Raw genomic sequence first — 25,365 nt, forward strand, 5'->3', positions numbered from 1 at the left:
TGTTATGAGCGAAGCGATCAAACAGCCTGTGAGCCCTGAAGGCATTATCCAGATGCAGGGCGTGAATAAGTGGTACGGCCAGTTCCACGTGTTGAAAGACATCAACCTCAACGTCAAGCAGGGCGAGCGTATCGTGCTGTGCGGCCCGTCGGGTTCGGGCAAGTCCACCACCATCCGCTGCCTCAACCGCCTGGAAGAACACCAGCAAGGCCGCATCGTGGTCGATGGCGTGGAGCTGACCAACGACCTCAAGCAGATCGAAGCGATCCGCCGCGAAGTCGGCATGGTGTTCCAGCACTTCAACCTGTTCCCGCACCTGACCATTCTGCAGAACTGCACGCTGGCGCCGATGTGGGTGCGCAAGATGCCCAAGCGCAAGGCCGAAGAAATCGCCATGCACTACCTGGAACGCGTGCGCATTCCGGAGCAGGCCCACAAGTTTCCGGGGCAACTCTCGGGCGGCCAGCAACAGCGCGTAGCCATCGCTCGGGCGCTGTGCATGAAGCCGAAAATCATGCTATTCGACGAACCGACCTCGGCCCTCGACCCGGAAATGGTCAAGGAAGTGCTCGACACCATGATCGGCCTGGCCGAAGACGGCATGACCATGTTGTGCGTGACCCACGAAATGGGCTTCGCCCGCACCGTGGCCAACCGCGTGATCTTCATGGACAAGGGCGAGATCGTCGAACAGGCAGCGCCGAATGACTTCTTCGACAACCCGCAGAATGACCGGACCAAGTTGTTCTTGAGCCAGATTCTGCATTGATCGATGGTTGATGCTTGAAGCGATAAACCCGGCACCCGGCCGGGTTTATTTTTGCCTGCTGTTTTTACGCGGACGCTTGAGTTGCAAGCTGCGCATCTTTTGCGATCAGCAGATGGTTCAGGTCTTCGCCGGCATTGAGTGCCTCTATTTCGGCCAGTAGATGCGGATGTTTATCCAGTAGACGCATCAATGTGAGCAGTGGCGCGGGCGGAAAGATCTCAGCCCTTTCGTAGCGGGAAAACGCGTTATGGCCGCGGCCGGTCAATAGCCTCACCGCGTCTTTCTGCGTCAGATGCAATTTGCGGCGAATTCGTTTCATTTCGGCGGCGATGATTGTCCTGGCGTCTATTAACAACTTATCGCTGGCATCGGAATAACGCTCTGCGCTATCGGTGTCCGAATCGAATTCGACCTCGTGACAGACCTGGCATTCCCAGCCTGCAATATCGGGGATATCCCGGATCATGCCGCGTGTGTTGATCGTGAAGTTGCGACCTTCGAAATGCTGCATTGCGTCATGGGTTCCGCAGCTCATGCATTGTTGGGTTTTCATAAGGTTTTCTCCTTGAAGGAGATTACGGGAGGACCACCGCCTGGGCGGTAAGTCACTTTGATGTAAATCTCCGTACTGTAAATCTTGATCAGATAGACGTCCTGCCACACACGGTGGTCTGAATAGGTCGTCATTGACTTGTACAACATTCGATTCTCAAGGGCGCAGACCGCGAGTCGCATCTGGCCGATGTTCAACTCAAGTTGTCGAGCCCCCTCCCGCGCGCTTGCGGTGAATGCTCTGCTACCCAACCGGATGACATCCGCCTTGATCACCGCCAAATCGTAATGAGGTGTGTACTTTTCCATAAGACACCTAAGGCTGAAATTACCCTTTAAGGGTAATTTTAACAATCGAAAATACTGCTCCTTTTTCCTGCCTAAGAACCCTAGTGCGTTGCCTTTGTAGGCTGGTCCTAATATGGTGTAGGGGAATTCATCCTATGATTGGACGAAAGCCCAAAGCCCATGACAGACATCACCCCCCTGATCAAACGCTCCCTGGTCGACCAGGCCCTGGAGCAGCTGCGCCAGCGCATCACCCGAGGCGTGTGGGCCATCGGCGAGCGCCTGCCCACCGAGCCTGAGCTGGCGACGGAACTGGGCATCAGCCGCAATACCGTGCGCGAGGCCATGCGCGTGCTCGCATTCTGCGGATTGATCGAGATCCGCCAGGGCGACGGCAGTTACCTGCGGTCGATGACGGACCCGCTGGGCGCCATGCGCGCGTTGTCGCATTGCAGCCTGGAACAGGCGCAGGAGACGCGGCAGATCCTGGAAGTGGAGGCCATCGGCCTGGCCGCCGTGCGGCGCACCGAGCAAGACCTGCACCGGCTGCGCGCGGCGCTCGACACCAGCGCCGCGCTGTATCACGGGGAGTTGGAGGCCTACATCAGCGCTGATCTGGTATTCCACCAACAGTTGGTGGACGCGGCGCACAACCCGGCGTTGAGCGAGTTGTACCAGTACTTTTCCAGCATCATCGGCGCGCAATTGCGCCAGACCCTGAACATTTCGCCGCGCCGCCAGGCAGTGTTCGACCTGCACACCGCGCTGCTTGATGCCGTCGCGCAGCAAGACCCGGAGCGCGCCAAATCCCTCTGCCGGCAGTTGATCAATGAACCCTGAAGCCAAACGCACGCCCGAGTTGGAACAACTGCTGATCGACGCGGAGGCCGACGACGACGGGGTCCAGCACAGCCACCCGCTGGTGAGCCGGCCGTGGCTGTTGCTGCTGGGCCTGGTGCTGGTGGCGCTGAACCTGCGCCCGGCGCTGTCGAGCCTGTCGCCGCTGCTCAGTGAGGTCTCCAGCAGCCTGGGGTTGTCGGCGGCCAGGGCCGGTTTGCTGACCACGTTGCCGGTGCTGTGCCTGGGCCTGTTCGCACCGCTGGCGCCGATCCTCGCCCGGCGTTTCGGCGCCGAGCGGGTGGTGCTGGGGATTCTGCTGACGTTGGCCGCCGGTATTCTGCTGCGCAGTGCGTTCGGTGAAGTCGGGCTGTTTGCCGGCAGCCTGATCGCCGGTGCCAGCATCGGCATCATTGGCGTGTTGTTGCCCGGTATCGTCAAGCGCGACTTCGCCAAGCAGGCGGGCACCATGACCGGCGTTTACACCATGGCGCTGTGCCTGGGCGCGGCGTTGGCGGCGGGGGCCTCGGTGCCCTTGAGTGACTACTTCGGCAACAACTGGAACATCGGGCTGGGCTTCTGGATGCTGCCGGCGTTGCTGGCCGCGCTGTGCTGGTTGCCGCAAGTCGGGCACAAGCACGGCGCGCATCGCGTCGCCTACCGAGTGAAGGGCTTGCTGCGTGATCCGCTGGCCTGGCAAGTGACCTTGTACATGGGCCTGCAATCGTCCCTGGCCTACATCGTGTTTGGCTGGGTGCCGTCGATCCTCATCGACCGCGGCCTGAGTGCCACCGACGCCGGGCTGGCGCTGTCCGGTTCGATCATCGTTCAACTGCTCAGCGCCCTCACCGCGCCGTGGCTGGCCACACGCGGTAAGGACCAGCGCCTGGCCATCGTGGTGGTGATGCTGCTGACCCTCGGCGGGCTGATGGGCTGCCTGTATGCGCCGCTCGACGGGCTGTGGGGCTGGGCGATTCTGCTGGGCCTGGGGCAGGGCGGCACGTTCAGCCTGGCGCTGACGTTGATCGTGCTGCGCTCGCGGGATGCCCACGTTGCCGCCAACCTGTCGAGCATGGCTCAGGGCTTCGGTTACACCCTGGCGTCCTTGGGGCCGCTCGCGGTGGGCCTGATTCACGATTGGACCGGCGGCTGGGCCGCCACGGGCTGGGTCTTCGCGGTGATCGGCCTGGGCGCCATCGTCGCCGGCCTCGGTGCGGGGCGGGCGAAGTACGTCGACGTCAGCAGCGAGAGAGTCTAGAGATACACCACCTCCAGGGTCGCCGAACCGTCCATGACGATATCGGTGCTCAGGTCCAGGTTCTGTTTGGCGTTGATCACCGTCTCCAGGGTCAGCGTGCTGCTCAGGTTCTGGATCGCCGAGGGGCCGGCGGTGCTGCCGGCGGTGTCAGTGAAGCCCAGCAGGCTTTTGGCGCCGATGTCGATCGGGTTGCGGTTGGCCGTGCGCCAGGCCAGGCCGCCAGTGGTGGATTCGGTGCCGTAGACCTCGGACACGGCATCCACCACGGTCTGCTTTGGATCGAACGCCAGCGAGTACACGCCGATCTTGTTCGCGCTGTTGTCGAAGCCCAATCCGTAATAAATCTCGCTGTTGACGTGGGCCGAGCCGTCGCGGTTGTCGCGCATGCGCAACGCATAACGCACCGGACCGTTGCAGATCACCGTCAGGCCCAGGGACTTGAGGGGCAGCCGCGTGCCCGTCGCGAGGTTGAGGTCTTGCTGGGCGATCTTGCCGAAGTCCACTAGCCCGTTGGCCGACAGGCTCGGGGTGCAGGACGCCGGGATGATCACGCCGTTGACGTTCAGGTCGACGGTGGAGGCGGCATGCGCCGGGGGTAGGTTGACCAGCCCTGTACAGGCGACCAGAAAGATCAGCGATTTTTTCATGGTTCAACTCCTAGAGGTATTTCACGGTCAGGGTCATGGACCCGTCGATGGGTATTTCTTCGGTCAGCGGCAGCGAGGATCAGGTATCGATGGAACATGGGGGTCTCCAATAGTGTTTATAAGTAGGTGATTTCCAGGGTCGCCGAACCGTCGAGCGCTATTTCACTGCTCAGGTCCAGGCTGTCGAGCGGCGCGATAAAGGCTTTCAGGCTCAGTAACGCGCTGAGGTTTTGCAGGGCATTCGGGCCTTCGGTGCTGCCGGTGTTGGCGGTAAACCCTAGGAGGCTGCGTGCGCCGATGGGAAGTGGGGAGGCACTGGCGCTGCTCCAGGCGGCGCCGCCCGTGGTCGAGTCGGTGCGATACAACTGGGGCAGGTTGTCGGCACTCGCCCGGGCCGGGTCGACCAGCAAGTAATAGCGGCCGATTTTCTGCCCGCGTGCATCCAGGCTCAGACCATAGGCCGTTTCATCGATGCCGCCGGTGGCAGAGCCGGCGCGGTTGTCGTGCATGACCAGGGCAAATCGGGTCGGGCCGTCACAGGTGACCGTGAGGCCGAGCGCGCGGGCGGGCAGGGCGGTGTCCTTGTCGCGGTTCAGGTCGCTGACCGACAACGTGCCGAAGTCCACCGTGCCGTTGTTGGCCAGGGTGGGCGTGCAGGCGGCCGGCGCGAAGCGCGCTTGCAGATGCAGCTCGCGTGAGCGTCCGGAGGCGGGGGCATCGACCAGCGCCGAGGCTTCCCAGGTCTCGGCATCGCGCACCCGAAACGCCTCTTCCCGGGCCCAGGCACTGACCTGCAGTTGCGCAGAAAAACTGCGCCCGGCGGCGGGCTGGCCGTCGTACAGCGCGACGATGCCGTGGTCGGCGCGCCAAGTCAGGCTCGCCCCCACCTGGGCGGGCGCCTGGCCCGGGCCGGCGAGCAAGCCCAGTTGCACCGCGCGGCCATCGAGCACGGCGTCATGTACCTGCACGCGGTAGCTGCCGCCGTCGGTGAAGCGCAAACGCTCGGTGCCGGCGGCCAGGGCGCGGTAGAACAGGCTCATGTCGCCGGTTTCCGGGCAGTTGAGGGTCAAGGACAGGCGCCGTTCGCCGAGCAGTCGCTCGGCGGTCGGCGTTGACGCGATAGCGCGGTTCATCAGGCCAAAATCCAGGCGCGATTCGCTCAGGTCCAGGCGGCAGTCGTCCTGGGCCAGGGCGGTGCCGGTGAACAGCAGCAGGGCTGCCAGGCAGTGTTGAAGTTTCATGGGGAATTCCTCAAGGTCTCTGGCAACGGGCCGGTGCGGTTTCGAAATACACGTGGGGGTCGGCCTTGGCCGGCAGTTCAAAGCGCAAGTGGCAGCGCGGCTGGCCGGCGGTTTTGATCCACAGGGGGCGGGTGTCGAGGACGTCAGGCAAGAACACCTGGTTGCCTTCCTGGACCAGGGTGATGAACTCGCCGTCCTCGGTGGTGACGGTCGAGCCGCGTGGCACCGGGGTGTCCAGGGTCAGCAGGGCACGCCGGGTGAGGGACACGCCGAACTCGATACGGTCTACCGCGCCACGTCCTGCCGACACCACCGCGAGCCCGTTGTGGATATCGGCATTGCGCGGCAGCGAGCGGGTTTGCACTTCCAGCGGGCTGCGCCCATACGCGCTGAGCTGGGGCGCGACGGCCTGGCCCTGCCAGTCGGTCCACACCGGGCCGCTGGGGGTGTTGACCTTGATCCCGGCCATGTCGCCCACCGACAGCACGGCAAAGGTGTCGCGCACCGGGTAGGGCGAGAACGTCAACCCGTCGCCGTGCAGCACCACGCCGCCGCGTGCGCCGCCCTGGTAGCTGGAGCGTTCGGCGTCGGAGCGGGTGTAGTTGAAGTCCAACTGGCTGTAGAACGGCAGGGCCGAAACGCCGAGGGACGACTCGACCTCGCGGTCGCGGGTGTCATGTTCGACGCCGACCCGATACGCCAAATGGTCGTTGAGCTGTTCGTTGAGCCCAAGCCCGGTGCGGTGCTCGCCACCGGAATTGCGCACCCACGCGCGGCCACGGCGGCTTTCGCCCAGGGGCAGGCTGACCGTCATGTACAGGCTGTCGTCGTTATAGCGGCGCCCGCCCACATGCCATTCGGCGGTGGCGGACACCGACATGCCGGCGACTTGCGTGCCCCAGGAGGCCAGGGCGCGGCTGCTGCTGTCGCCCTGGAACGAGGACGAACGCGAAAACCCCGCGCTGAAGGCGCCCAGCCACGGATGCGACCACGAGGTGGTTGCGCTCTGCTGGTCGCGGTAGCGCGCGCGTTGCTGCTCGCGAGTGTCGGCGGTATAGGTCGACTCGGTGAGGTCGCGATAGCCCTGGGTGCGCCAGGAATTGGCCGCCGTGAAGGCCCAGCGTTCGCTCAGTTTCTGCGACCACGACAGGTCGGTCTGCACACCGCGCTCCTGGGTACGCCGCGAGGCTTCGGAGGTGACCACGGCGACTTGCACCTGGCTGTCCTGCCAAGGCAACAGCCCCAGGCTCAGGCCCGCCGAGCGATAATCCTCGGCCGCCAACACCCCACTGCCGAAGCTCACCTGCGGATGCGGCGCGGCGCTCCAGCCAGCACTCACCACCCAGGGTTCGGCGCCCGGGCCGTCGCCGATATTGCGCACCTGCCCGGCCGCCACCGAGTAACCGGGCGCGGGCAGGCCCAGGCCGAGCATGGCGGCGGGCACGGTGAAGCGCCGTTCTTCGCCGGTGGTTTCCTTAACCGTGACTTCGACGTCGGAGCGCCCATTCAGGCGCGGCACATTGCTCAAGCTGAACGGGCCGGCGGGCACCACCGTGGAGTGAATCAACGTACCGTTCTGGCGCACTTCCACCTGGGCCGGGCCGTTGGCGATGCCGTTGATGGTCGCGCTCTGGTTCTGGTCTTGCAGGGCCTGTTCGGTGAGCACTTGCACGCCGGTGATTTGCGCACCGGCGAGCACCGGGTTGTAGAGGTTGATCTGCCCGGCCTGCAACACCGCTTGATGGCTGGCGAAGGTGCGCTGGGCGTAGGCGTCCAGGTGGGTGGTGCTTGAGCTGCTGTCTTGCCAGGTCTGCACCTGGCGGCTGCGCACGATCCAGTCGCCGGCGTTGAAACCGACCTCGGTATTGGCCGAGCCGAAGCGGCTGGAGTCGTTGCCGTAGTGGTTGTACAGGCCGGTCACGTCGTAGTTGAGCAGCGCGGCAAACCCGCCGGTCTGATAGCCGGAAATGTCCTGGGTGACCGGGCGCAGGGCCTGGGTGGGCACCACCAGGTTCAGGCTCAGGTTGGCCGGGTCATGCTCGATCACGGTTTGCGGGTATTGCTGGAGAAAGGCGTAGCAACGGCTTTCCTGCGCCGGGCCCGATGACGGCGTTAGCAACTGCGCGGCGTCCAGCAGCGGCGGGTCGAAGCAGGTGGCGCCGTGCTGATCCACGCTGACATCGACGCGCCCGCGCCGCTGGCCGTTGACCGTCAGGTTGAGCGCATGGCGGCCTTGGGTAAAACGCGGGGCCTGCATCAGCAGGCTGGCGAGTTCAGGGTCGATGCCGCGCTGGAGCAGGGTCTGTGGGTCAAACGAACCTGTCGACGACGGCGTTTGTGCCCATGCCAGGTTCGTCAGCAGCCCCTGACTGAGCGTCAGCACCAGCAATGCCAGGCGCGGTGAAACGCCAGGCACGGCTTTGCCGTCACGGAAATGGATGACTGTGTTCACACAAATGCACTCAGATAATGGAAGTGCCCGACTCGATTCCTTATCGCGCCAGACCTTCCCGATGGCCTTCAGTAGGCGGCCACTTCGTTATAGAGGCGCCGTTGCATCCCTGGGCGCCGTCGCATCACAGGGTTATGGGCGCGTCGTGGGGCGCGACTGCAAAGCCGTACACCGTGGCGGGTTGCAGGCGCACGGTGGTGGCCCCGGCCCTGGCCCCGTTGGCGGTGACGGTCAGCGTTTCACCCGGCAGTAGGTATGTGCGTGGCAGCATCGCCGAAGCGTTGCCGGGTAGCAGTTGCAGCTCCTGGGCCAGGCGCACCACATACGGGGAGGGGTTGTGGACGCTGAGTTGATCGGCCTTCAAGGTCCATTCCAGGCCCAGCCACGGCGTGCGATTGGGCGCCAGCCCCTTGGGGTGAATGATCACCGGCAGGTTCTGGCGGACTGTCACGCCGACTTGGGCATGCCCGGCCTTGGCCGGGTCGCGCTGGGCGGGCATGCCTTCGAAAATCACGCGTTTGAGGCGTTGGGTTTTCAGCGGCGCCTGCGTTTGCAGGATGAACCGCACCAATTGGCTCTTGGACGCCTCGACCCGTGTCAGCGGCGGGGTCACGAACAACAGCGTGTCCGTGTCCTCGGGGATGTTTTCGAGGGTCACGTGCAGCAGGGCCATTTTGTTGTCGGTGTTGGTGACCGAGACCGTGGCCTCGCCATCGGCCTCGTTGACGATCACCACCGAGGTATCCGGGACCATGCCGTCGGCACGCGCGACGCTGGCGCCGAGTACGGCCAATGCCACGCAGCAGAGGCGCGGCATTGCGCGCCAAACGGAAAAAATCAGGTTCATAGCAGGGCTCTTCAAATGGGCCGCCGAGCGCACGGTGCGTGACCGGGGCGTCGGCGGTGCGGTGTTAGAGGTAACGCAGGTCCAGCGTGATCGAGCCATCGAGGGGCACCTCTTCTTGGAGCGTCAGGGTGTTGGCCGGGCTGATCGAGGTGTCGACCCGCAGGGAGGCCACCAATTGCCGGATCGGCGCGGGCAGCGTGTCGCCGACGCGCGCAAAGCCCATGAACAGGCCCGGATACACGTAAGGCTCCGGTGACCATGTGCCGCCGTTGTCGGATGAGGTCAGGGTTTGCATCGCCTGCGAGTCGCCTACCGGCCCACGCAGCGAGAGGCTGACCGAGCCCAGGCGTTCGCCGGGTGCGTGGGGGTTCACGCCCAGCCCATAAAAATAATCCGGCGCCAGCGATGACTCGCGCTTGTTATCGATGCCCACCAAGGCGAACAACACCAGGCCTTCGCAACTGATGCTCAAGCCCATTAGCTGGTTCGGCAACACCGTGAACTCGCTGGCGTTGAGCGTCGTCGCCAGGATCTTGCCGTGCTCGACCAGGCCGTTGTCCGACAGCGATACGTTGCACGCGCTGGGGGTGATTCGGCCGTTGACCTCCAACTCCACAATGGAGAGGGCGAAGGCCAAGGGCGCCGCCGTGAACATAAAGGCGAATGTCGGCAAACGAGTAAGCAGGTTCATGGGGGGAGCTACCTGGTGTTGAACGGGTGGTACGGGCATCGGGCAAGGCGGTGGGTTACAGGTACTTGACTTCGATCGTGGCCGAGCCGTCGATCGCAGTGTCTTCGGTGATGGTCATGTTCTTTGCCGGGTTGATGAACGGGTTGACCGAGAGCGCCATCTGCGTGTTTTGGGCCGGGATAGGTATCAACGCCCCGCTGGCTGCCTTGATCGAAAGCAGGACCGAGGTGGCCCATGCGTCGTCATTCCATTGACGGGACCAGGTGGTGCCGTTATCGACGGAAGCGATAGGCAGGACGGTAGCCGTATCGGCTATGGCGTTGTCGAGCAACAAAATATAGCCGCCGATATGCTCACCGGTAGCGGTCTTGCCGACGCCAAATTCGCTGACGGTGATTGAGGAATCGGCGCGGTTATCGGTGGCTTTCATGGCGAACAGCGTTGGGGACAAGCAGTTAACGCTCAGCGTCAAGGTGGTCGGGGTCAGTAGGGTTCGGCTGTCCTGGTTAAGGTCCTTGACCGAAACCCGGCCCACGTCGACGGTGTTGGCCGAGAGGGTTGGCGTACACGCCGACGGCACGATCAGACCCTTGACGGTCAGGTCGACGGTGGAGGCGGCAAATGCCGGTGAAAAACTGCCGATCAGGCAGCCGGCGATCAGGGTTTTTATCGGGGTCTTCATGACGGGAATGCTCTTGGCGGATTGAGTGAGGTCACGGCGTTACAGGTACTTGACTTCGATCGTGGCCGAGCCGTCTATCGGGGTGTCTTCGGTGATGGTCACGTTCTTTGCCGGGAGGATGAACGGGAGTACCGAGAGCGCCATCTGCGTGTTTTTGGCAGGGACAGGGACTCGCGCTGCGCCGGGGTCGCGGATCGAAACCATAAAGGTTGTTGTCCAGGCATCATCCGGACGCATGGTGCCCCAGGTGGTGCCGTCGATCGAGAAGATAGGCGTGACGGTAGCCCCATCGGCGACCCCTTTGTCGAGGGTCATGTAGTAACCGCCGATACGCTCACCGGGGATCGTCTTGCCGATACCATATTCAGCGTGGGCGCCGGAGTCGGCACGGTTGTCGGTGGTCTGCATGGCAAACAGCGTCGCTGACTCGCAGTCGATGCCCAATTGCAGGGTGGTCGGGGTCAGTTGGGTTCGGCTGTCCTGGTTAAGGTCCTTGACCGAAACCCGGCCCACGTCGACGGTGTTGGCCGACAGGCTTGGCGTACACGCCGACGGCACGATCAGGCCAGTGACAGCCAGGTCGACGGTGGAGGCGGCAAATGCCGGGAAGGCGCAGCCGATCAGTACACCGGCAATGCTGGTGTGCAGTAGTTTTTTCATGACGGGTGAAGCTCCAGGGATGGATAGGAATACAGGGTGTCCAGGGAGGGACAGGGGCTTACGGTGTTACAGGTACTTCATCTCAAGGGTCGCGTGCCCGTCGACGTTGACTTCGTCGGTGAGGGTCAGGCCATCGGCGCGGGCAATTCGGGTGTAGAGCACGATGTCCGCGTCGAAGACCGTCACCGCCATTGGCTGAGTGGTGTTGTCTGCTGCGGCCACCGCGAGCAGGTTGAGGTGGCCCAACTGCGTACCGGGCGCCCAGGTGGTGCCGCCATCCAGGGACACGATGGTGCGCACGGCCTGGGTGTCTGCCACGGGGTTGTTCAACGTCAGCGAAACGCTGCCCAGGTTCTCGTCGTTGGGGGTCGTGCCCAGGCCGTGGTGGTTGGGAATCACCGCTGTGCCGTGGCGGTTGTCGATGGTGGTCAAGGCAAAGAACGTCGAGCCTTCGCACTGCACGTTCAGGCGCAGGGTGTTGCGGGGCAGCAGCGTGTGTCTGTCTTGGTTGAGGTCGCGCGAGGTCAGCTTGCCGTGGTCGACGGTGCCGCCATCCGACAAGCCCGGCGTGCAGGCTTTGGGGGTGATGACGCCGGTCACGCTCAGGTCGATCTGGCTGGCCGCCAACGCGCTGGACACGTTCGCCAGCAGCAGGCTCGCCAGCAGGGCGGGGAAATATTTATCCATGGTATGAACAACCTCTGTGGGCAATGCCCTGCGTGGACGATGAGTTACAGGTACTTGACTTCGATCGTGGCGGAGCCGTCGATCAGTACTTCGTTGCTCAGGTCCAGGTTGTTGGCGGCGGCGATCGTGGTGTCGATCAGCATCTCGGTGACCACGTTCTTGATCGGGATCGGCTTACGGTTCTGGCCTGTCGAGCCGTCGCCAAACGCCGCCAGCTTTTCACTCATCCACATCACATCGTCGATGGCACTCCAGCTCACGCCATCCAACGATTCGATCGGCTCGACGGCGACGTTATCGGCCACCGGGTCTCTGAGGGAGATCCAGAAAATGCCGATTTTCTGCAGGTTGTTGATCAGGCCCAAGCCGTAGCCGCTGCCGCCTTGGCCGTCCATTGACGAGCCGGGACGGTTGTCGGTGCTGCGCAACGCAAACAGGGTCTGGGCCTCGCAGTCCACGCTCAATTGCAACCGGGCGGTGGGCAGGATGGTCGGGGCGGTGGGGTTGAGGTCTTTTGCCGCGATCTTGCCGTGATCCACCTTGCCACTACCGGACAGTGTCGGCGTGCAGGCGCTTGGGGTAATCAAGCCGGTGACCGTCAGGTCCACGGTACTGGCGGCGAACGTCATGCCGCTGCCGACAAGGGCGATGGCGGCAGTGAGGGCGGCTAGGGACTTTTTCATGTGATAACGCTTCCGGTGCAAAGCTGACTGCCAAGAGGCTGGGGGCCCTTTGGCAGTTGCGTTGCGACCGACTGGAATGGCCGGTCGCGTCCCGCTCTTGGGATGCCGGGCAATTTATCGGGGGGAGGGCGTCTGGCAAATACAACAAATACGACATTGAGCGGATGTCGCACACGCACAATCGACTTGTCGGAACTCGTTTTGGTGTCTGTAGGAAATATATGGATTTCGTAGTTGTTGTATCGCTTGGCCACCCTATTTCGAATAGCTTCCCCGCCGATACAGCTTCACGGCCCATTCGAACGGATGTGAGCATCAGCGCTTGAACCCTCGCCCATCTGTCGGCGCAGGTTCTGTCGGCCGTCGAGGTTGTCGATCCCGGCGCCGCGCGCTTCTTGAAGTTGAGGTAGTCATGTCATCAGGCCCTATCCCAGGCGACCGAGCAGGGGATGACCTGGGCGCGCAGCCCCCATTGACGCGGCATTGGCGCGAACTCACGGTGCTGTTGGTGGACGATCACCCCGCATACTGCCTGCTGATGGGCGCGATGTTGGAGCGATTGGGGCTGGCCTTTGCAGTGTGTGTGCAGGGCCAGGCCGCGCTGGCGATTCTGGATGTCACCCGCGTCGACCTGATTTTCAGCGACTGCCGGATGCCGGTGATGGACGGCTATGCCATGACCCGTGAACTGCGTTGCCGGGAACAGCGCGCGGGTACGGAGCGCGTGCCGGTCATCGCCTTCACCGGCACGCTGGGACCGCGCGAAATCGAGCAGTGCCAGGCCGCCGGCATGGATGCCTGGCTGGCCAAACCCGTGACCTTTCAACAACTGCGCCAAGTGCTCGGCGACTGGCTGCCCGGCCCGCGCATCAGCGAGGCTGCGCAGCCGGTCATGGCGGTCGAGGGGCGCTGGCCGAGTCGAGCCCGCTTGGGGCAAATGTTCGGTTGCACCGAGGCGCTGCCTGGCATCCTGGCGAGCCTGGTGCATGAAGCCGAGCTCGATCTGCATGCACTGGCCCAGGCCACCGACTGCCTGCAAGCGCAGACAACGGTCGAGCACTTGCATCGATTGATCGGCAGCGTGGCGTTCTTCGGCGCCACACCGCTGGAGGTGCGCGGTCACCAGTTGATCGAGGCGATCAATCGCGATGGGGTGGCCGTACACCTTGAGCACTTGCTTGCATTGCGCCGCGACTTGATCGGGTATTTGAAGTATTTGTCGCTGCTAGGAAATGGATGACAGCTATAGGCGATGACTTCTGTAGGTCGTCAGAGTGAGCAATTTCTTTTTTTTCTGTGGGGCAAAATCCTGCTCCCATAGATTGCTGGGCTATCTGCCATTACGGCTTTGCGGGGCGGTTGTTGCTGATCCGATCCGGGAGTACTTTGCGCGGATTCAAGTTGCCATCATGGTGGTGCTCATGCTTCGCGTAATTATTGCTGACGATCATCCCATCGTGCGTATCGGGCAGAAAGTGGTGATAGAGGCCAACGGCCGGTGCAAAGTCGTCGCCGAGGCCGACGGCCCGGATCAGTTGCTGGCGCTGATGGACAGCACACCGTGCGATATCCTGGTGACGGACTTCGCCATGCCGGGTAACCAGCAAGCCGACGGCTATGGCTTGCTGGGCCTGATGCGGCGCCGGCATCCGGACTTGCCGGTGATTCTGGTGACCATGTTTGCCAACGTCGCCACATTGCGCGAATCGTTTGCCCAGGGCGCCCGGGCGATCCTGGCCAAAAGCGCGTCGGCCCGCGAACTGCCCTTGGCGATTGCCGCCGTCATTGAAGGGCGCACCTTCGTCAGCGAATGTTTGCGTGCGCAACTGGCCGAGGCCGGGACGGGCGACCAGCAAGCCGTGCCGCAGTTGTCCGGCAAGGAGCGCGAAGTGGTGCGCATGCTCGCCAGCGGCATGACCGTCAGCCAGATCGCGGCGCGGGTCAACCGCAGCATCTCGACCATCAGCAAGCAGAAAAGCACCGCGATGACCCGGCTGTGCATCTCCACCGATGTGGATCTGTTCGCCTACGCCCGCAGCAGTGGCATGGTGCCCTGAGCCCGCAGCGGTCAGCGGCTTATTTACCCGGCGAATGTTGGTAGCCTTGGCGCTGCGGGCGGCTTATCGTGCGCTATCTTTTCGACGCCAGCGGAGCCTGCCCATGAGTGATGCCCATAACGCCCTGATCAGCGAGTTCTACCACGCGTTCCAGCGCCTTGATGCGCAAGCCATGGCCGCCTGCTACACCGACGACGTGGTGTTCAGCGACCCGGCGTTCGGCGAACTGCGCGGGCGTGATGCCGGGGATATGTGGCGCATGCTCACCACGCGGGCCAAGGATTTTTCCCTGAGCTTCGACCACGTGCGCAGTGATGACAGCACCGGCAGCGCGCATTGGGTGGCGACGTACCTGTTCAGCGCGACCGGCAACACGGTGGTCAACGACATCGGCGCGCGCTTCGTGTTTCGCGACGGCAAGATCTGCGAACACCACGACCACTTCGACCTGTGGCGCTGGTCGCGCCAGGCCCTGGGCATCAAGGGGTTGCTGCTGGGCTGGTCGCCCGCGCTGAAAAACGCCGTGCGCGCCCAGGCGCTCAAAGGCCTGAGGGCATTTCAGGCGAGTCGTTGATAAGATTGGCGCTCCTCTGGTTTGCCGAATCGACCCGTGACTGATCTTTCTGAAGCCAAACCCTGGTTCGTTTACCTAGTGCGTGCCGCCAACGGTTCGCTGTATTGCGGCATCAGCAATGACCCGGTGCGCCGGTTTGCCTCCCATCAAAGCGGCAAGGGCGCGCGGTTTTTCCTCTCCAGCCCGGCCGTCGCGCTGGTGTACACCGAGCAGTGCGCCAGCAAAGGCGAGGCGCTGCGCCAGGAGCGCCTGATCAAAAAATTGAAGAAGAGCGCCAAGGAGTGCCTGGCGGCGAGTGGCGCATTGATCTGATTGATGGGCGCCTATCTCACCCCTGCGCAGTTTTGCAGGCTAAGCTGACCGCTCATTTCATTGAGCGGAGCCTGGTATGTCTGAATTGATCCTGCACCACTACCCGCAGTCGCCTTTCGCTGAAAAAGCCCGCCTGCTCCTGGGCTTCAAGGGCTTGTCCTGGCGCTCGGTGCTGATCTCGCCGGTGATGCCCAAGCCGGACCTGGTGGCCCTCACCGGCGGCTACCGCAAGACCCCGGTGCTGCAGGTCGGCGCCGATATCTACTGTGACACGGCACTGATCGCCCACCGCCTGGAGCAGGAAAAAGCCGGGCCGGCGCTGTTTCCCCAAGGCCTGGAACTGGTCACCCAGGGTTTCGCCGCCTGGGCCGATTCGGTGGTGTTCGCCCATGCCGTGGCGTTGGTGTTCCAGCCTGAATCCCTGGCGGCCAAGTTCGCCAAAGTCCCGCCCGAAATGCTCAAAGTGCTGGTGGCCGACCGCGCCAAGCTGTTCAGCGGCGGCACCGCTGCCCGCCTGCATGTGGAGCAAGCCAAGCATCAATGGCCGGCGATCATCAGCCGTATCGACCAGCAATTGCAGCACCAAGAGGGCGACTTTCTGTTCGGTGAGCCGTCGATTGCCGACTTTGCCCTGGCCCATCCGCTATGGTTCCTCAAAGGCTCGCCGGTGACCGCGCCGTTGGTCGACGCGTATCCCGCCGTCGCCACCTGGCTCGACCGGGTACTGAGCTTTGGTCATGGCACCGCCGCCGAGATGAGCACCGAGCAAGCCCTGGACGTGGCGCGTCATGCCACCCCGGCGGCGTTGCCCGATGAAGTGTTCGAGGATTTGAATGGCTTCACGGCCGGCCAGCCGGTGAACATTGCGGCCACCGACTACGGCACCGACCCGGTGGCCGGTGAGTTGCTATTTGCCGGCCGCGAAGAACTGATCCTGCGCCGTACCGACGAACGCGGCGGCACCGTGCATGTTCACTTCCCGCGCTTGGGTTTTTGCATTCAGGCGCAATAAATCCAAATTATTTTCAACCTGAGGTGAGGTAAACCCAGCGCCCATCCGTGTAGTGTTTGAAACTGCGACTAATTCGCATTAACAGCGTTTATCTACACGGATTCTCACAGCATGAAATCGACGGCGGGCGGTTGGGTTAAACAGTGGCTGGGAGCCTCGGTCTTGACGGTATCGGGGCTGGCGCTGCTGCCTCTGAGTGTGGCGCAGGCGCAGGAACAACAAAGCGCCCAGTTCAACTTTGCCCTGGCGGCCAAGCCGCTGCCCCAGGCGCTCAGCGATTTCAGCCGGGTCACCGGGCTCAGCGTGATCTATACCGACGAAGCCCCTTACGGTCTCAACGCCCCGGCCGTCAGCGGTCAGATGAGCGCGACCCAGGCCCTGCAACGCCTGTTGGGCGGCTCCGGTTTTACCTTCCGCCAGATCGACGCCCGCACCCTGGCCCTGGAGCCCGTGCCTAGCGACGGCGCGCTGAACCTGGGCGCCACCACCATCAGCGCGGTCGCCGAGCCCGCCGACAGCACCAGCTACCAGCCGCCGCCCACCAGCTCGGTGATGCGTTCGCGTGGCTTGCTGCTGGAGACCCCGCAAACCGTCAACGTAGTGCCCGCCCAAGTGTTGCGCGATCAACAACCGCGCAACCTGGATGACGCCCTGGCCAATGTCAGCGGCATCACCCAGGCCAACACCCTCGGCAGCACCCAGGATGCGGTGATGCTGCGCGGCTTTGGCGACAACCGTAACGGCTCGATCATGCGCGACGGCATGCCGATTGTGCAGGGCCGGGCGCTGAACTCTACGGCTGAACGGGTTGAAGTGCTCAAGGGTCCGTCGTCGCTGCTGTATGGCATCCAGGACCCGGGAGGCGTGGTTAATATCGTCAGCAAAAAGCCGCAGTTGGTGCAGTCCACCTCCTTGACCGTCCGTGGCTCCACCTTCGGCAACGGCAAGAACGGCAGCGGTGGCAACCTCGACACCACGGGGCCCATCGGTGACAGCGGCTTGGCGTACCGCTTGATCGTCGACCACGAGGACGAAGATTACTGGCGCAACTTCGGCACGCACCGCGAGAGCATGATCGCGCCGTCCCTGGCCTGGTATGGCGATACCACCAAGGTGGTGTTCGCTTATGAGCACCGCGAGTTTCTCTCGCCGTTCGACCGTGGCACCGCCATCGACCCCAAGACCAATCACCCGTTGGACATCCCCGCCACCCGGCGCCTGGATGAGCCGTTCAACAATATGGAAGGCCGCTCCGACCTGTATCGCTTCGAGGCCGATCACGAGCTGAACGACGACTGGACGGCGCACGTCGGCTACAGCTGGAACCGCGAGACCTATGACGCCAGCCAGGTCCGCATCGCCTCGGTCAATACCGACGGCACCTTGACCCGCAGCATGGACGGTACGCGTGGCGCATTGACCACCGACCGCTTCGCCACGGCCAGTTTGGAAGGCAAGGTCAAGCTCGGCGGCATGCAGCATGATCTGGTGTTCGGCCTCGACGATGAGTACCGCAAGATCTATCGCGCCGAACTGATCCGTCAGTCGCAGCGCAGTGCCTTCAGCTACGTCAACCCGGTGTATGGCAACGATGTGCAAGGCACCACGGTGAGCGCCAAGGACAGCGCGCAGACCGACTTGCTGCGCAGTGATTCGCTGTTCTTGCAGGACGCCATCCACCTGACCGACCAGTGGATCCTAGTGGCCGGCGCGCGCTATCAGATGTACGACCAATACGCCGGCAAAGGCGTGCCGTTCAAGGCCAATACCGACGGCAATGGCCAGAAATGGGTGCCGCGTGCTGGCCTGGTGTACCGCTACACGGACGAACTGTCGTTTTACGGCAGCTACACCGAGTCGTTCAAACCCAACTCGACCATTGCCGCGCTGAACGATGGCAGCGTGCTCCAGGGCAACCTGCAGCCGGAAGAATCCAAGGCCTGGGAGCTGGGAACCAAGCTCGATATGCCGGGGCGTATCACCGCCAGTGCGGCATTGTTCGATATCACCAAGCGCAATGTGCTGGTGTCCGTCGGTTCGGGTGTGGACACGGTCTACAGCATGGCGGGCGAAGTGCGCTCCCGTGGCCTGGAACTGGACGCCAGCGGCCAGCTCAGCGACCGCTGGAGCCTGATCGGCAGCTATGCCTACACCGATGCTGAAGTCACCAAAGACCCGGCGCTGCAAGGCAAGCGCCTGCAGAACGTGGCCAAGCACACCGGTTCGTTGTCGGCGGTGTACGACGTCGGCAGCCTGCTCGGCGGCGATGACCTGCGCGTCGGTGCCGGTGCGCGTTACGTCGGCCAGCGCGAAGGCGATGCCAATAACAGCTTCAATCTGCCGGGGTATACCGTGGCTGATCTGTTTGCCAGCTACAACACCAAAATCGAAGGGCAAAAGGTCAAGTTCCAGCTCAACGTGAAGAACCTGTTCGATCGCACCTACTACACCTCGGCCGCCAGCCGGGTATTTGTGTCGATGGGGGATGCGCGGCAGGTGTCGGTGTCCAGTACGTTGGAGTTCTGAACCGGTGGCGAGGGCGCTTGTCGAGTCGTCCGGGAACCCGTTCCCTCGCCACAAACCCCTGGAACTGTTAGCGTTGCCGCCCCTGACGGCTTTGTGGAAAACGGTATTGATGCAGTTTGGACGAAAGTTACACACCGGCGCGATGCTGGTCGGCTTGAGCTTTTTACTGGGTGGCTGCGCCAGCGTTTCGTCGACCTCCAACTCTTCAACCCTGGACCACCTGTTGGCCGACCCGGCCCTGAATGGCGCCACGGTTTCGGTCATGGTGCGCGACGCCCGCAGCGGCAACACGCTCTATCAACACAACCCGCGCACGCGGTTGGTGCCGGCCTCCAACCTCAAGCTGCTGACCACCGCGGCGGCGATGGATGTGCTGGGCCCGCAGTATCGGTTTTCCACCCAACTGCTGAGCGACGGCACGCAGCAAGGCGAGCGCCTGAGCGGCAACCTGTACCTGCGCGGCCTGGGCGACCCGACCACGCAGTTCGCCGATTACCAGGCACTCGCCGCGCAACTGGCCAGCCAGGGTGTGCGTCAGGTGCAGGGCGACCTGGTGTTCGACGACAGCTGGTTCGATGCGCAGCGCCTCGGCGTGGATTGGGCTCAGGACGATGAAAGCACCTACTACGGCGCGCAGATTTCGGCGCTGACCGTGTCGCCCAATTCCGATTTTGATGCGGGCACATTGATCGTCACGGCCACGGCGCCCATGAGCCCCGGCCAGCCGGTCAGTGTGGCGATCAGCCCGGCCACCGATTACGTGCAACTGAGCAACCGTGCGGTGAGCGGCTCCGGCAACAGCTATGGGATTACGCGCCAGCACGGCACCAATCTGCTGCAACTCACGGGCGCGCTGGCGCCGGGCAAGCACAGCCGGCAATGGGTGAGTGTGTGGGAGCCGACGCGACTGGTGGCCAATCTGTTTGAACAGGCATTGGCGCAGCAGGGCATCCAGGTGCTGGGCCGGCGCGTGATCGGGGGTGCAAGCCCTGCGACGGCGAGGCTGCTGGCGGAGCATCAATCGGCACCGTTGCAGGAACTGATCACGCCGCTGCTCAAACTCTCGAACAACAACATGTCCGAAGCCTTGCTCAAGGCCATGGGCCGCAAGACCGCGAACGCCGGAACCGCGCAGGCGGGTGTGGCGGCGGTGGCGGCCTTCATGCGGCGCCAGGGAGTGGACCCGGCGAGCCTGAATCAGGTGGACGGTTCGGGCTTGTCGCGGCGCAATCTGGTGTCGGCGCAGACGCTCACCGACCTGCTGTTGGCGACATCCAAACAGCCGTGGTTCGAGGCGTGGTACAACGCCTTGCCGATTGCCGGCAACCCCGAGCGCATCAGCGGCGGTAGCCTGCGTTATCGCCTGCGCGGCACGCCGGCGCAAAACAACTTGCACGCCAAGACCGGCTCCATGGGCGGCGTGTCGTCATTGAGCGGTTACATCACTGATGCCCACGGGCGGCGCCTGGTGTTTTCGATGATCAGCAACAACTACCTGAGCGACGCGGCACCGATCCGCGCCCTGGAGAACCGTCTGGCCGTCGCCCTGACGCAATGGCACGACTGATTCAGGCCTGGTAGCCCATCCGCCAGCTCACCGCCCGGGTCGCCGCCAGCAAGCGCTGCGCCGCCGGGCCATCTTCATCGGCATGGAACAGCGAGGTGGGGCCAACCACGGTCATCACCGCCGCGACCTGGCCGACCGCGTTGAACACCGGCGCCGACAACGCATCCACACCGGGCATCAGCAGGCCATGTACAAAGTGCAAGCCACGTGCGCGGATCTGTTCGCAGGCGCTGGCGTAGGCCTGGTCGTCCGCCAGGGCGTGGGCGATGCCCGCCTGGATCTCGCGCTCGCGCAATTCGACGGTTTCTCGCGCCGGCAAAAAGGCGCTGAACACCAGCCCGGTGGATGAACTGAGCAGCGGCAACACCGAGCCCAGTTGCGTCACCACCGTTACCGCGCGCACCGCCGGTTCGATCTGCACCACGGTCGCGCCCTGGTTGCCCCACACCGCCAGGAAGCAGGTTTCATTCAACTCATCACGCAGCTCGGCCAGGGGCAGGGCGCCGACTTTGAGCACGTCCATGCTGCTCAGCGCGGCGAGGCCCACGCGCAATGCTTCGCGGCCCAGGCCGTAATGGTTGGTGGTGCTGTTTTGCTCGGCGAAGCCCGAGGCGATAAGGGCCTGGAGATAGCGGTGAACCTTGCTCGCCGGCATCTGCACATGCTCGGCCAGGCGCGACAGCGACGTGGAGGGCGACAGTTCGGCCAGGGCCTTGAGGATGTCGGTGCCCACTTCGGCCGAGCGGACTTTCTGTTTACCTGTGTCGCGGGGCTTTTCCATGGGGCAACGGGAATCCGAGAGATGAGTGGGCGTCTTTATAGCTTGACGGTCGACAGTGATCAAATTACGTTATGCGTAACTGGATTACGATAAAAACAACTTCCGTCAGAGGATGATCCATGAACCTCGAATACCTGTCGGGCTTCGGTAATGAATTCGCCAGCGAAGCCCTGCCCGGCGCGCTGCCGGTCGGCCAGAATTCCCCGCAAAAAGCCCCTTACGGCCTGTACACCGAGCTGTTCTCCGGCACGGCCTTCACCATGGTGCGCAGCGAAGCGCGTCGCACCTGGCTGTACCGCATCCAGCCGTCGGCCAATCATCCGGCGTTCGTCAAACTGGAGCGGCAACTGGCGGGTGGGCCGCTGGGCGCGGTGACGCCGAATCGGCTGCGCTGGAACCCGTTGGCGTTGCCGAGCGAGCCGACCGACTTTGTCGATGGCCTGGTCGCCATGGCGGCCAATGCCGGGGCGGACCAACCGTCGGGCATCAGCATTTACCATTACTGCGCCAACCGTTCGATGGAGCGCGTGTTCTTCAACGCCGATGGCGAGTTGTTGATCGTCCCTGAACAGGGCCGTTTGCGCATCGCCAGCGAACTCGGCGTGCTGGAAGTCGAGCCGCTGGAGATCGTCGTGCTGCCGCGCGGCCTGAAATTTCGCGTCGAACTGCTGGATGCGCAGGCGCGCGGGTATGTCGCGGAAAACCACGGCGCCGCGTTGCGCCTGCCGGACCTCGGCCCGATCGGCAGCAACGGCCTGGCCAATCCGCGTGACTTTCTCACCCCGGTTGCCCACTACGAAGACCGCAAGCAGCCGACGACGCTGGTGCAGAAATTTCTCGGCGAACTGTGGGCCTGCGAGCTCGACCATTCGCCCCTCAACGTCGTCGCCTGGCATGGCAACAACGTGCCGTACAAATACGACCTGCGCCGGTTCAATACGATTGGCACCGTGAGCTTCGATCACCCCGACCCGTCGATCTTCACCGTATTGACCTCGCCGACCAGCGTACACGGCCTGGCCAACCTCGATTTCGTGATCTTCCCGCCGCGCTGGATGGTGGCCGAGAACACCTTCCGGCCACCGTGGTTCCACCGTAACCTGATGAACGAATACATGGGCCTGATCCACGGCGCCTACGACGCCAAGGCCGAAGGCTTCCTGCCCGGCGGCGCGTCGCTGCACAGTTGCATGAGCGCCCACGGGCCGGATGGCGAGACCTGCACCAAGGCGATCAATGTCGAGCTGGCCCCGCACAAGATCGATGACACCATGGCGTTCATGTTCGAGACCAGCCAAGTGCTGCGCCCGACCCGCTTCGCCCTGGACTGCCCGCAACTACAATCTGCTTATGACGCGTGCTGGGCCGCGCTGCCCGTCACCTTCAACCCGAACCGGAGATAACCCATGACTCAACCAACGCTTGCCCGCAGCTGGGTATCTTCCGCCAACGGTCACGGCGATTTCCCCCTGCAAAACCTGCCGCTGGGAGTGTTCAGTATCAACGGCTCGGCGCCGCGCAGTGGCGTGGCGATCGGCGACTGCATCCTCGACCTGCTCGCCGCCCGCGATGCGTTTGACGGTGAAGCGCTGCGTGCCGTCGACGCCAGCGCCGGCGGGCAGTTGAATGCCTTCTTCGAATTGGGCCGGGGCCCGCGCGTGGCCCTGCGCGAGCGTCTGCTGGAACTGCTGGGGGAGGGCAGCCCGCTGCAGGCGCGTGAGGCCGACGTGCTGCACCGCGCCGCCGATTGCCAGATGCACCTGCCCGCCAAGATCAATGACTACACCGACTTCTACGTCGGCATCGAACACGCGCAGAACGTCGGCAAACTGTTCCGCCCCGATAACCCGCTGCTGCCCAACTACAAGTACGTGCCGATCGGGTATCACGGCCGTGCGTCGACCATCCGCCCGTCCGGCACCGAGGTGCGCCGCCCCAAAGGCCAGACCCTGCCGGCCGGCCAGACCGAGCCGACATTCGGCCCCTGCGCACGCCTGGACTATGAGCTGGAGCTGGGCATCTGGATCGGCCAGGGCAACGCCATGGGCGACTCGATTGCGATTGGCGATGCGGCCGAGCACATCGCCGGTTTCTGCCTGCTCAACGATTGGTCGGCGCGCGATATCCAGGCCTGGGAATACCAACCGCTGGGGCCGTTCCTGTCGAAGAGTTTCATCACCAGCATCTCGCCGTGGGTGGTGACGGCCGAAGCACTCGCGCCGTTCCGCCAGGCCCAACCGGCGCGCCCCGAGGGCGACCCGCAACCGCTGCCGTACCTGCTGGATCAACGCGATCAGGCAGCGGGCGGTTTCGATATCGAACTGGAAGTGCTGTTGACCACGGTGTCGATGCGTGAACAGAACCTGCCGGCCCAGCGCCTGACCCTGAGCAACACCCGGCACATGTACTGGACCGTGGCGCAAATGGTTGCGCACCACAGCGTCAACGGTTGCCAGTTGCAGGCCGGTGATCTGTTCGGTTCGGGCACCTTGTCCGGGCCGCTGTCGGGGCAGTTCGGCAGCCTGCTGGAGATCACCGAAGGCGGCAAGAAGCCGATTGAACTGGCGTCGGGCGAGGTGCGTAAATTCCTCGAAGACGGTGATGAAATCATCCTGCGCGCCCGTTGCAGTCGCGACGGTTTTGCCGCCATCGGCTTCGGCGAATGCCGCGGCACCGTGGTCGCGGCGCGCTGAGAGGGGCGGGCGATGGAACTCTACACTTACTATCGGTCCACTTCGTCGTACCGGGTGCGGATTGCGCTGGCGCTCAAGGGCCTGGATTTCACTGCCGTGCCGGTCAACCTGCTGGTGCCGGCGGGCGGTGCCAATCGCCAGCCGGACTACCTGGCGATCAACCCGCAAGGTCGCGTCCCGACTTTACGCACCGATGATGGCGAACGGTTGATCCAGTCGTCGGCGATCATCGAATACCTGGAGGAACGTTATCCACAGCCGCCGCTGCTGTCCCCCGACCTGGCGACCCGCGCTCACGAGCGCGCGGTGGCGTCGATCATCGCTTGCGACATTCACCCGCTGCACAATTCCAGCACCCAGAACCTGCTGCGGCAGTGGGGCCATGATGAAACGCAAGTGCTGGCCTGGATTGGTCATTGGATCAGCCAGGGCTTGGGCGCGGTCGAGCAGTTGATTGGCGATCGCGGGTTTTGTTTTGGTGAGCGGCCGGGGCTCGCGGATGCGTTTCTGATCCCGCAGTTGTATGCGGCCGAGCGCTTCCAGGTGTCGTTGGCGGCGTATCCGCGCATCGGGCGGGTGGCGGCGTTGGCGGCGCAGCAGCCGGCGTTTATCCAGGCGCACCCCGCGAACCAGCCCGACACGCCTAAGGGGGCTTAGTGCACCACTGAATTGGGCGGCAGGTGCCCCAGCCGTTCGGCCAGGCGCAGGCGCTGGATCGGGTCGTCGCTGAGCAGCAGCGCGTGCTCCAGGTCGAAACGCTCGGCGCTTGGGCAATCCAGGCGTTGATACAGGCTGGCCCGCGCCAGGTAATCGGCGGCGCTGGCATGGCCCAGATCCAGCACGCGCTCGGCGTCGATCAGGGCCGCCAGCGGGTCGTCATTGGAAAGGTACAACTGGCGCAGGTTGCGTGACAGCCGTTGCAGGATAGAGCGTGGGGTGGCGGTGTGCAGGTGGTCGGCCTGCAACTTGAGGTTGGGGCCGTATTGGCGTTGCAACAGGTCGCGGCAATCGTTGGGGTACAGGCGGCGACCGCCACAGGGGTCGAGCAGGTGATCGGCGCCGGGCACCCGCAGCAGGAAGTGGCCGGGGAAGTTGACGCCGACCATGGGGATATTCAGGCGTCGCGCCAATTCCATCGCGATCAGGCCCATGGCCAGGGGTTGTCCGCGCTTGCGCTGCAACACCTTGTCCAGCAGGGCTGCGGCGGGGCGCAGCGGGGTGAAGTCATCCTGGGCGAACCCCAGGTCATTCAGGCGCCGCAACAGCGGTTGGCCGAGTTCATCCGCCGGCAACAGGGGCATGCCCAGGCTGACTTGCTGTTCGAGCGCGTTGAGGTCCTGCAAGATCAGCAGCGGGTGCACCGCCGCATCATGCTCGGCGGCAATCCACAGCGCGGCTTCAAACAGCGCAGGGGGTGAACGTTCCAGGCAGGCGAAAAAGGCGTGGCGGGGGTTCATTGCATTCTCCGGCGGATGCTCCCGTTTTAGCCTTGCTGTGAATTTTCGTCTAGTAGCTTGATAGAAATCCTACTTGCTTATGTCGCATGGCC

Annotated in this window: 26 protein-coding genes; 13 read left to right on the plus strand and 13 right to left on the minus strand. The window is 63.6% G+C overall.

The window, feature by feature from the left end; translation table 11 throughout:
* Positions 1-4 precede the first annotated feature (4 nt).
* Entirely contained in the window at positions 5-769 is a 765-nt protein-coding gene (locus P3S72_RS05970; protein ID WP_003171943.1) for an amino acid ABC transporter ATP-binding protein, read from the plus strand.
* 64 nt (positions 770-833) lie between these two features.
* Here P3S72_RS05970 and P3S72_RS05975 read toward each other — a convergent pair whose 3' ends face one another.
* Together P3S72_RS05975 and P3S72_RS05980 are read right to left on the minus strand one after the other, a co-directional pair.
* Positions 834-1,322: a type II toxin-antitoxin system MqsA family antitoxin gene (locus P3S72_RS05975; RefSeq protein WP_276196605.1), complete on the minus strand. Its 489-nt coding sequence runs from the start codon at positions 1,320-1,322 to the stop codon at positions 834-836.
* Complete coding sequence (locus tag P3S72_RS05980) at positions 1,319-1,630, minus strand: type II toxin-antitoxin system MqsR family toxin (RefSeq protein ID WP_247399114.1); 312 nt, start codon at positions 1,628-1,630, stop codon at positions 1,319-1,321. The genes P3S72_RS05975 and P3S72_RS05980 overlap by 4 nt, the downstream gene beginning before the upstream one ends.
* A 159-nt stretch (positions 1,631-1,789) precedes the next feature.
* On the opposite strand from P3S72_RS05980, the gene P3S72_RS05985 reads away from it, so the two are divergent.
* Complete coding sequence (locus P3S72_RS05985) at positions 1,790-2,449, plus strand: FadR/GntR family transcriptional regulator (protein ID WP_276196606.1); 660 nt, start codon at positions 1,790-1,792, stop codon at positions 2,447-2,449.
* A complete protein-coding gene (locus P3S72_RS05990; protein ID WP_276196607.1) occupies positions 2,439-3,704 on the plus strand; it encodes a CynX/NimT family MFS transporter in 1,266 nt (421 codons plus the stop codon). The genes P3S72_RS05985 and P3S72_RS05990 overlap by 11 nt, the downstream gene beginning before the upstream one ends.
* Here P3S72_RS05990 and P3S72_RS05995 read toward each other — a convergent pair.
* The 9 genes from P3S72_RS05995 to P3S72_RS06035 all read right to left on the minus strand — a co-directional run bounded on the left by P3S72_RS05995 (position 3,701) and on the right by P3S72_RS06035 (position 12,294).
* Entirely contained in the window at positions 3,701-4,351 is a 651-nt protein-coding gene (locus tag P3S72_RS05995) for a DUF1120 domain-containing protein (RefSeq protein WP_276196608.1), read from the minus strand. The two genes, P3S72_RS05990 and P3S72_RS05995, sit on opposite strands and share 4 nt — an antisense overlap.
* A 116-nt stretch (positions 4,352-4,467) precedes the next feature.
* A complete protein-coding gene (locus P3S72_RS06000) occupies positions 4,468-5,592 on the minus strand; it encodes a DUF1120 domain-containing protein (protein WP_276196609.1) in 1,125 nt (374 codons plus the stop codon).
* Between the two features lie 10 nt (positions 5,593-5,602).
* Positions 5,603-8,044, minus strand: a complete 2,442-nt coding sequence (locus P3S72_RS06005) for a fimbria/pilus outer membrane usher protein (RefSeq protein ID WP_276196610.1) — start codon at positions 8,042-8,044, stop codon at positions 5,603-5,605.
* 124 nt (positions 8,045-8,168) lie between these two features.
* On the minus strand, positions 8,169-8,891 hold the full coding sequence (locus P3S72_RS06010) for a fimbria/pilus chaperone family protein (RefSeq protein WP_247406162.1): 723 nt from the start codon (positions 8,889-8,891) through the stop codon (positions 8,169-8,171).
* 64 nt (positions 8,892-8,955) lie between these two features.
* Positions 8,956-9,582 (minus strand): DUF1120 domain-containing protein, encoded by a 627-nt coding sequence (locus P3S72_RS06015; RefSeq protein WP_276196611.1) that lies wholly within the window; start codon positions 9,580-9,582, stop codon positions 8,956-8,958.
* Between the two features lie 55 nt (positions 9,583-9,637).
* A complete protein-coding gene (locus P3S72_RS06020) occupies positions 9,638-10,264 on the minus strand; it encodes a DUF1120 domain-containing protein (RefSeq protein WP_276196612.1) in 627 nt (208 codons plus the stop codon).
* 39 nt (positions 10,265-10,303) lie between these two features.
* Positions 10,304-10,924 (minus strand): DUF1120 domain-containing protein, encoded by a 621-nt coding sequence (locus P3S72_RS06025; protein ID WP_276196613.1) that lies wholly within the window; start codon positions 10,922-10,924, stop codon positions 10,304-10,306.
* A 66-nt stretch (positions 10,925-10,990) separates the two neighbouring features.
* Positions 10,991-11,611: a DUF1120 domain-containing protein gene (locus tag P3S72_RS06030; RefSeq protein ID WP_276196614.1), complete on the minus strand. Its 621-nt coding sequence runs from the start codon at positions 11,609-11,611 to the stop codon at positions 10,991-10,993.
* 44 nt (positions 11,612-11,655) lie between these two features.
* Positions 11,656-12,294 (minus strand): DUF1120 domain-containing protein, encoded by a 639-nt coding sequence (locus P3S72_RS06035; protein ID WP_276196615.1) that lies wholly within the window; start codon positions 12,292-12,294, stop codon positions 11,656-11,658.
* Positions 12,295-12,706: 412 nt separating this feature from the next.
* Here P3S72_RS06035 and P3S72_RS06040 point away from each other — a divergent pair, with 412 nt between their 5' ends.
* The 7 genes from P3S72_RS06040 to dacB all read left to right on the plus strand — a co-directional run bounded on the left by P3S72_RS06040 (position 12,707) and on the right by dacB (position 20,342).
* Entirely contained in the window at positions 12,707-13,534 is an 828-nt protein-coding gene (locus tag P3S72_RS06040; protein ID WP_276196616.1) for a response regulator, read from the plus strand.
* A gap of 181 nt (positions 13,535-13,715) precedes the next feature.
* Positions 13,716-14,351 carry a response regulator transcription factor gene (locus P3S72_RS06045; RefSeq protein ID WP_247407781.1) on the plus strand — a complete coding sequence of 212 codons (636 nt, stop codon included), beginning with the start codon at positions 13,716-13,718 and terminating at the stop codon, positions 14,349-14,351.
* Between the two features lie 103 nt (positions 14,352-14,454).
* On the plus strand, positions 14,455-14,925 hold the full coding sequence (locus tag P3S72_RS06050) for a nuclear transport factor 2 family protein (protein WP_247407779.1): 471 nt from the start codon (positions 14,455-14,457) through the stop codon (positions 14,923-14,925).
* 36 nt (positions 14,926-14,961) lie between these two features.
* Positions 14,962-15,237 carry a GIY-YIG nuclease family protein gene (locus tag P3S72_RS06055; RefSeq protein ID WP_247407777.1) on the plus strand — a complete coding sequence of 92 codons (276 nt, stop codon included), beginning with the start codon at positions 14,962-14,964 and terminating at the stop codon, positions 15,235-15,237.
* Between the two features lie 76 nt (positions 15,238-15,313).
* Positions 15,314-16,249, plus strand: a complete 936-nt coding sequence (locus tag P3S72_RS06060; RefSeq protein ID WP_247407775.1) for a glutathione S-transferase family protein — start codon at positions 15,314-15,316, stop codon at positions 16,247-16,249.
* A gap of 111 nt (positions 16,250-16,360) precedes the next feature.
* Positions 16,361-18,775, plus strand: a complete 2,415-nt coding sequence (locus P3S72_RS06065; RefSeq protein WP_276196617.1) for a TonB-dependent receptor — start codon at positions 16,361-16,363, stop codon at positions 18,773-18,775.
* Between the two features lie 109 nt (positions 18,776-18,884).
* Positions 18,885-20,342 (plus strand): D-alanyl-D-alanine carboxypeptidase/D-alanyl-D-alanine-endopeptidase, encoded by a 1,458-nt coding sequence (gene dacB, locus P3S72_RS06070; RefSeq protein WP_276196618.1) that lies wholly within the window; start codon positions 18,885-18,887, stop codon positions 20,340-20,342.
* Between the two features lies 1 nt (position 20,343).
* On the opposite strand, the gene P3S72_RS06075 is transcribed toward dacB, so the two are convergent.
* The gene (locus P3S72_RS06075; protein WP_276196619.1) at positions 20,344-21,123 is read right to left on the minus strand and encodes an IclR family transcriptional regulator; all 780 of its coding nucleotides are present in this window, start codon (positions 21,121-21,123) and stop codon (positions 20,344-20,346) included.
* Between the two features lie 119 nt (positions 21,124-21,242).
* Here P3S72_RS06075 and hmgA point away from each other — a divergent pair, with 119 nt between their 5' ends.
* From hmgA to maiA, 3 genes are read left to right on the plus strand one after another with little or no spacing between them, the layout of a single operon-like run.
* Complete coding sequence (gene hmgA, locus P3S72_RS06080; RefSeq protein WP_276196620.1) at positions 21,243-22,526, plus strand: homogentisate 1,2-dioxygenase; 1,284 nt, start codon at positions 21,243-21,245, stop codon at positions 22,524-22,526.
* A 3-nt stretch (positions 22,527-22,529) separates the two neighbouring features.
* The gene (gene fahA / locus P3S72_RS06085) at positions 22,530-23,816 is read left to right on the plus strand and encodes a fumarylacetoacetase (protein WP_276196621.1); all 1,287 of its coding nucleotides are present in this window, start codon (positions 22,530-22,532) and stop codon (positions 23,814-23,816) included.
* A 12-nt stretch (positions 23,817-23,828) separates the two neighbouring features.
* A complete protein-coding gene (gene maiA / locus P3S72_RS06090) occupies positions 23,829-24,473 on the plus strand; it encodes a maleylacetoacetate isomerase (protein WP_276196622.1) in 645 nt (214 codons plus the stop codon).
* Here the strand turns inward: maiA and P3S72_RS06095 are convergent.
* Positions 24,470-25,273, minus strand: coding sequence for a tetratricopeptide repeat protein (locus P3S72_RS06095; RefSeq protein ID WP_276196623.1), 804 nt, complete (start codon positions 25,271-25,273; stop codon positions 24,470-24,472). The genes maiA and P3S72_RS06095 overlap by 4 nt on opposite strands.
* Between the last annotated feature and the right edge of the window lie 92 nt (positions 25,274-25,365).

The sequence above is a fragment of the Pseudomonas sp. D3 genome (assembly GCF_029320995.1).
Taxonomy (GTDB): Bacteria; Pseudomonadota; Gammaproteobacteria; order Pseudomonadales; family Pseudomonadaceae; genus Aquipseudomonas; species Aquipseudomonas paraveronii.

Bases quoted from the DNA above. Each gene is read 5' to 3' on its own strand.
- P3S72_RS05970 (WP_003171943.1), top strand. From the start codon at position 5: ATGAGCGAAGCGATCAAACAGCCTGTGAGCCCTGAAGGCATTATCCAG.
- P3S72_RS06075 (WP_276196619.1), bottom strand. From the start codon at position 21,123: ATGGAAAAGCCCCGCGACACAGGTAAACAGAAAGTCCGCTCGGCCGAA.
- P3S72_RS05975 (WP_276196605.1), bottom strand. From the start codon at position 1,322: ATGAAAACCCAACAATGCATGAGCTGCGGAACCCATGACGCAATGCAG.
- hmgA (WP_276196620.1), top strand. From the start codon at position 21,243: ATGAACCTCGAATACCTGTCGGGCTTCGGTAATGAATTCGCCAGCGAA.
- P3S72_RS06025 (WP_276196613.1), bottom strand. From the start codon at position 10,924: ATGAAAAAACTACTGCACACCAGCATTGCCGGTGTACTGATCGGCTGC.
- P3S72_RS05990 (WP_276196607.1), top strand. From the start codon at position 2,439: ATGAACCCTGAAGCCAAACGCACGCCCGAGTTGGAACAACTGCTGATC.
- dacB (WP_276196618.1), top strand. From the start codon at position 18,885: ATGCAGTTTGGACGAAAGTTACACACCGGCGCGATGCTGGTCGGCTTG.
- P3S72_RS06095 (WP_276196623.1), bottom strand. From the start codon at position 25,273: ATGAACCCCCGCCACGCCTTTTTCGCCTGCCTGGAACGTTCACCCCCT.
- P3S72_RS06065 (WP_276196617.1), top strand. From the start codon at position 16,361: ATGAAATCGACGGCGGGCGGTTGGGTTAAACAGTGGCTGGGAGCCTCG.
- P3S72_RS05980 (WP_247399114.1), bottom strand. From the start codon at position 1,630: ATGGAAAAGTACACACCTCATTACGATTTGGCGGTGATCAAGGCGGAT.
- P3S72_RS06000 (WP_276196609.1), bottom strand. From the start codon at position 5,592: ATGAAACTTCAACACTGCCTGGCAGCCCTGCTGCTGTTCACCGGCACC.
- P3S72_RS06035 (WP_276196615.1), bottom strand. From the start codon at position 12,294: ATGAAAAAGTCCCTAGCCGCCCTCACTGCCGCCATCGCCCTTGTCGGC.
- P3S72_RS06020 (WP_276196612.1), bottom strand. From the start codon at position 10,264: ATGAAGACCCCGATAAAAACCCTGATCGCCGGCTGCCTGATCGGCAGT.
- P3S72_RS06010 (WP_247406162.1), bottom strand. From the start codon at position 8,891: ATGAACCTGATTTTTTCCGTTTGGCGCGCAATGCCGCGCCTCTGCTGC.
- P3S72_RS06060 (WP_247407775.1), top strand. From the start codon at position 15,314: ATGTCTGAATTGATCCTGCACCACTACCCGCAGTCGCCTTTCGCTGAA.
- P3S72_RS06040 (WP_276196616.1), top strand. From the start codon at position 12,707: ATGTCATCAGGCCCTATCCCAGGCGACCGAGCAGGGGATGACCTGGGC.
- P3S72_RS05995 (WP_276196608.1), bottom strand. From the start codon at position 4,351: ATGAAAAAATCGCTGATCTTTCTGGTCGCCTGTACAGGGCTGGTCAAC.
- P3S72_RS06045 (WP_247407781.1), top strand. From the start codon at position 13,716: ATGCTTCGCGTAATTATTGCTGACGATCATCCCATCGTGCGTATCGGG.
- P3S72_RS06015 (WP_276196611.1), bottom strand. From the start codon at position 9,582: ATGAACCTGCTTACTCGTTTGCCGACATTCGCCTTTATGTTCACGGCG.
- P3S72_RS06030 (WP_276196614.1), bottom strand. From the start codon at position 11,611: ATGGATAAATATTTCCCCGCCCTGCTGGCGAGCCTGCTGCTGGCGAAC.
- maiA (WP_276196622.1), top strand. From the start codon at position 23,829: ATGGAACTCTACACTTACTATCGGTCCACTTCGTCGTACCGGGTGCGG.
- fahA (WP_276196621.1), top strand. From the start codon at position 22,530: ATGACTCAACCAACGCTTGCCCGCAGCTGGGTATCTTCCGCCAACGGT.
- P3S72_RS06050 (WP_247407779.1), top strand. From the start codon at position 14,455: ATGAGTGATGCCCATAACGCCCTGATCAGCGAGTTCTACCACGCGTTC.
- P3S72_RS05985 (WP_276196606.1), top strand. From the start codon at position 1,790: ATGACAGACATCACCCCCCTGATCAAACGCTCCCTGGTCGACCAGGCC.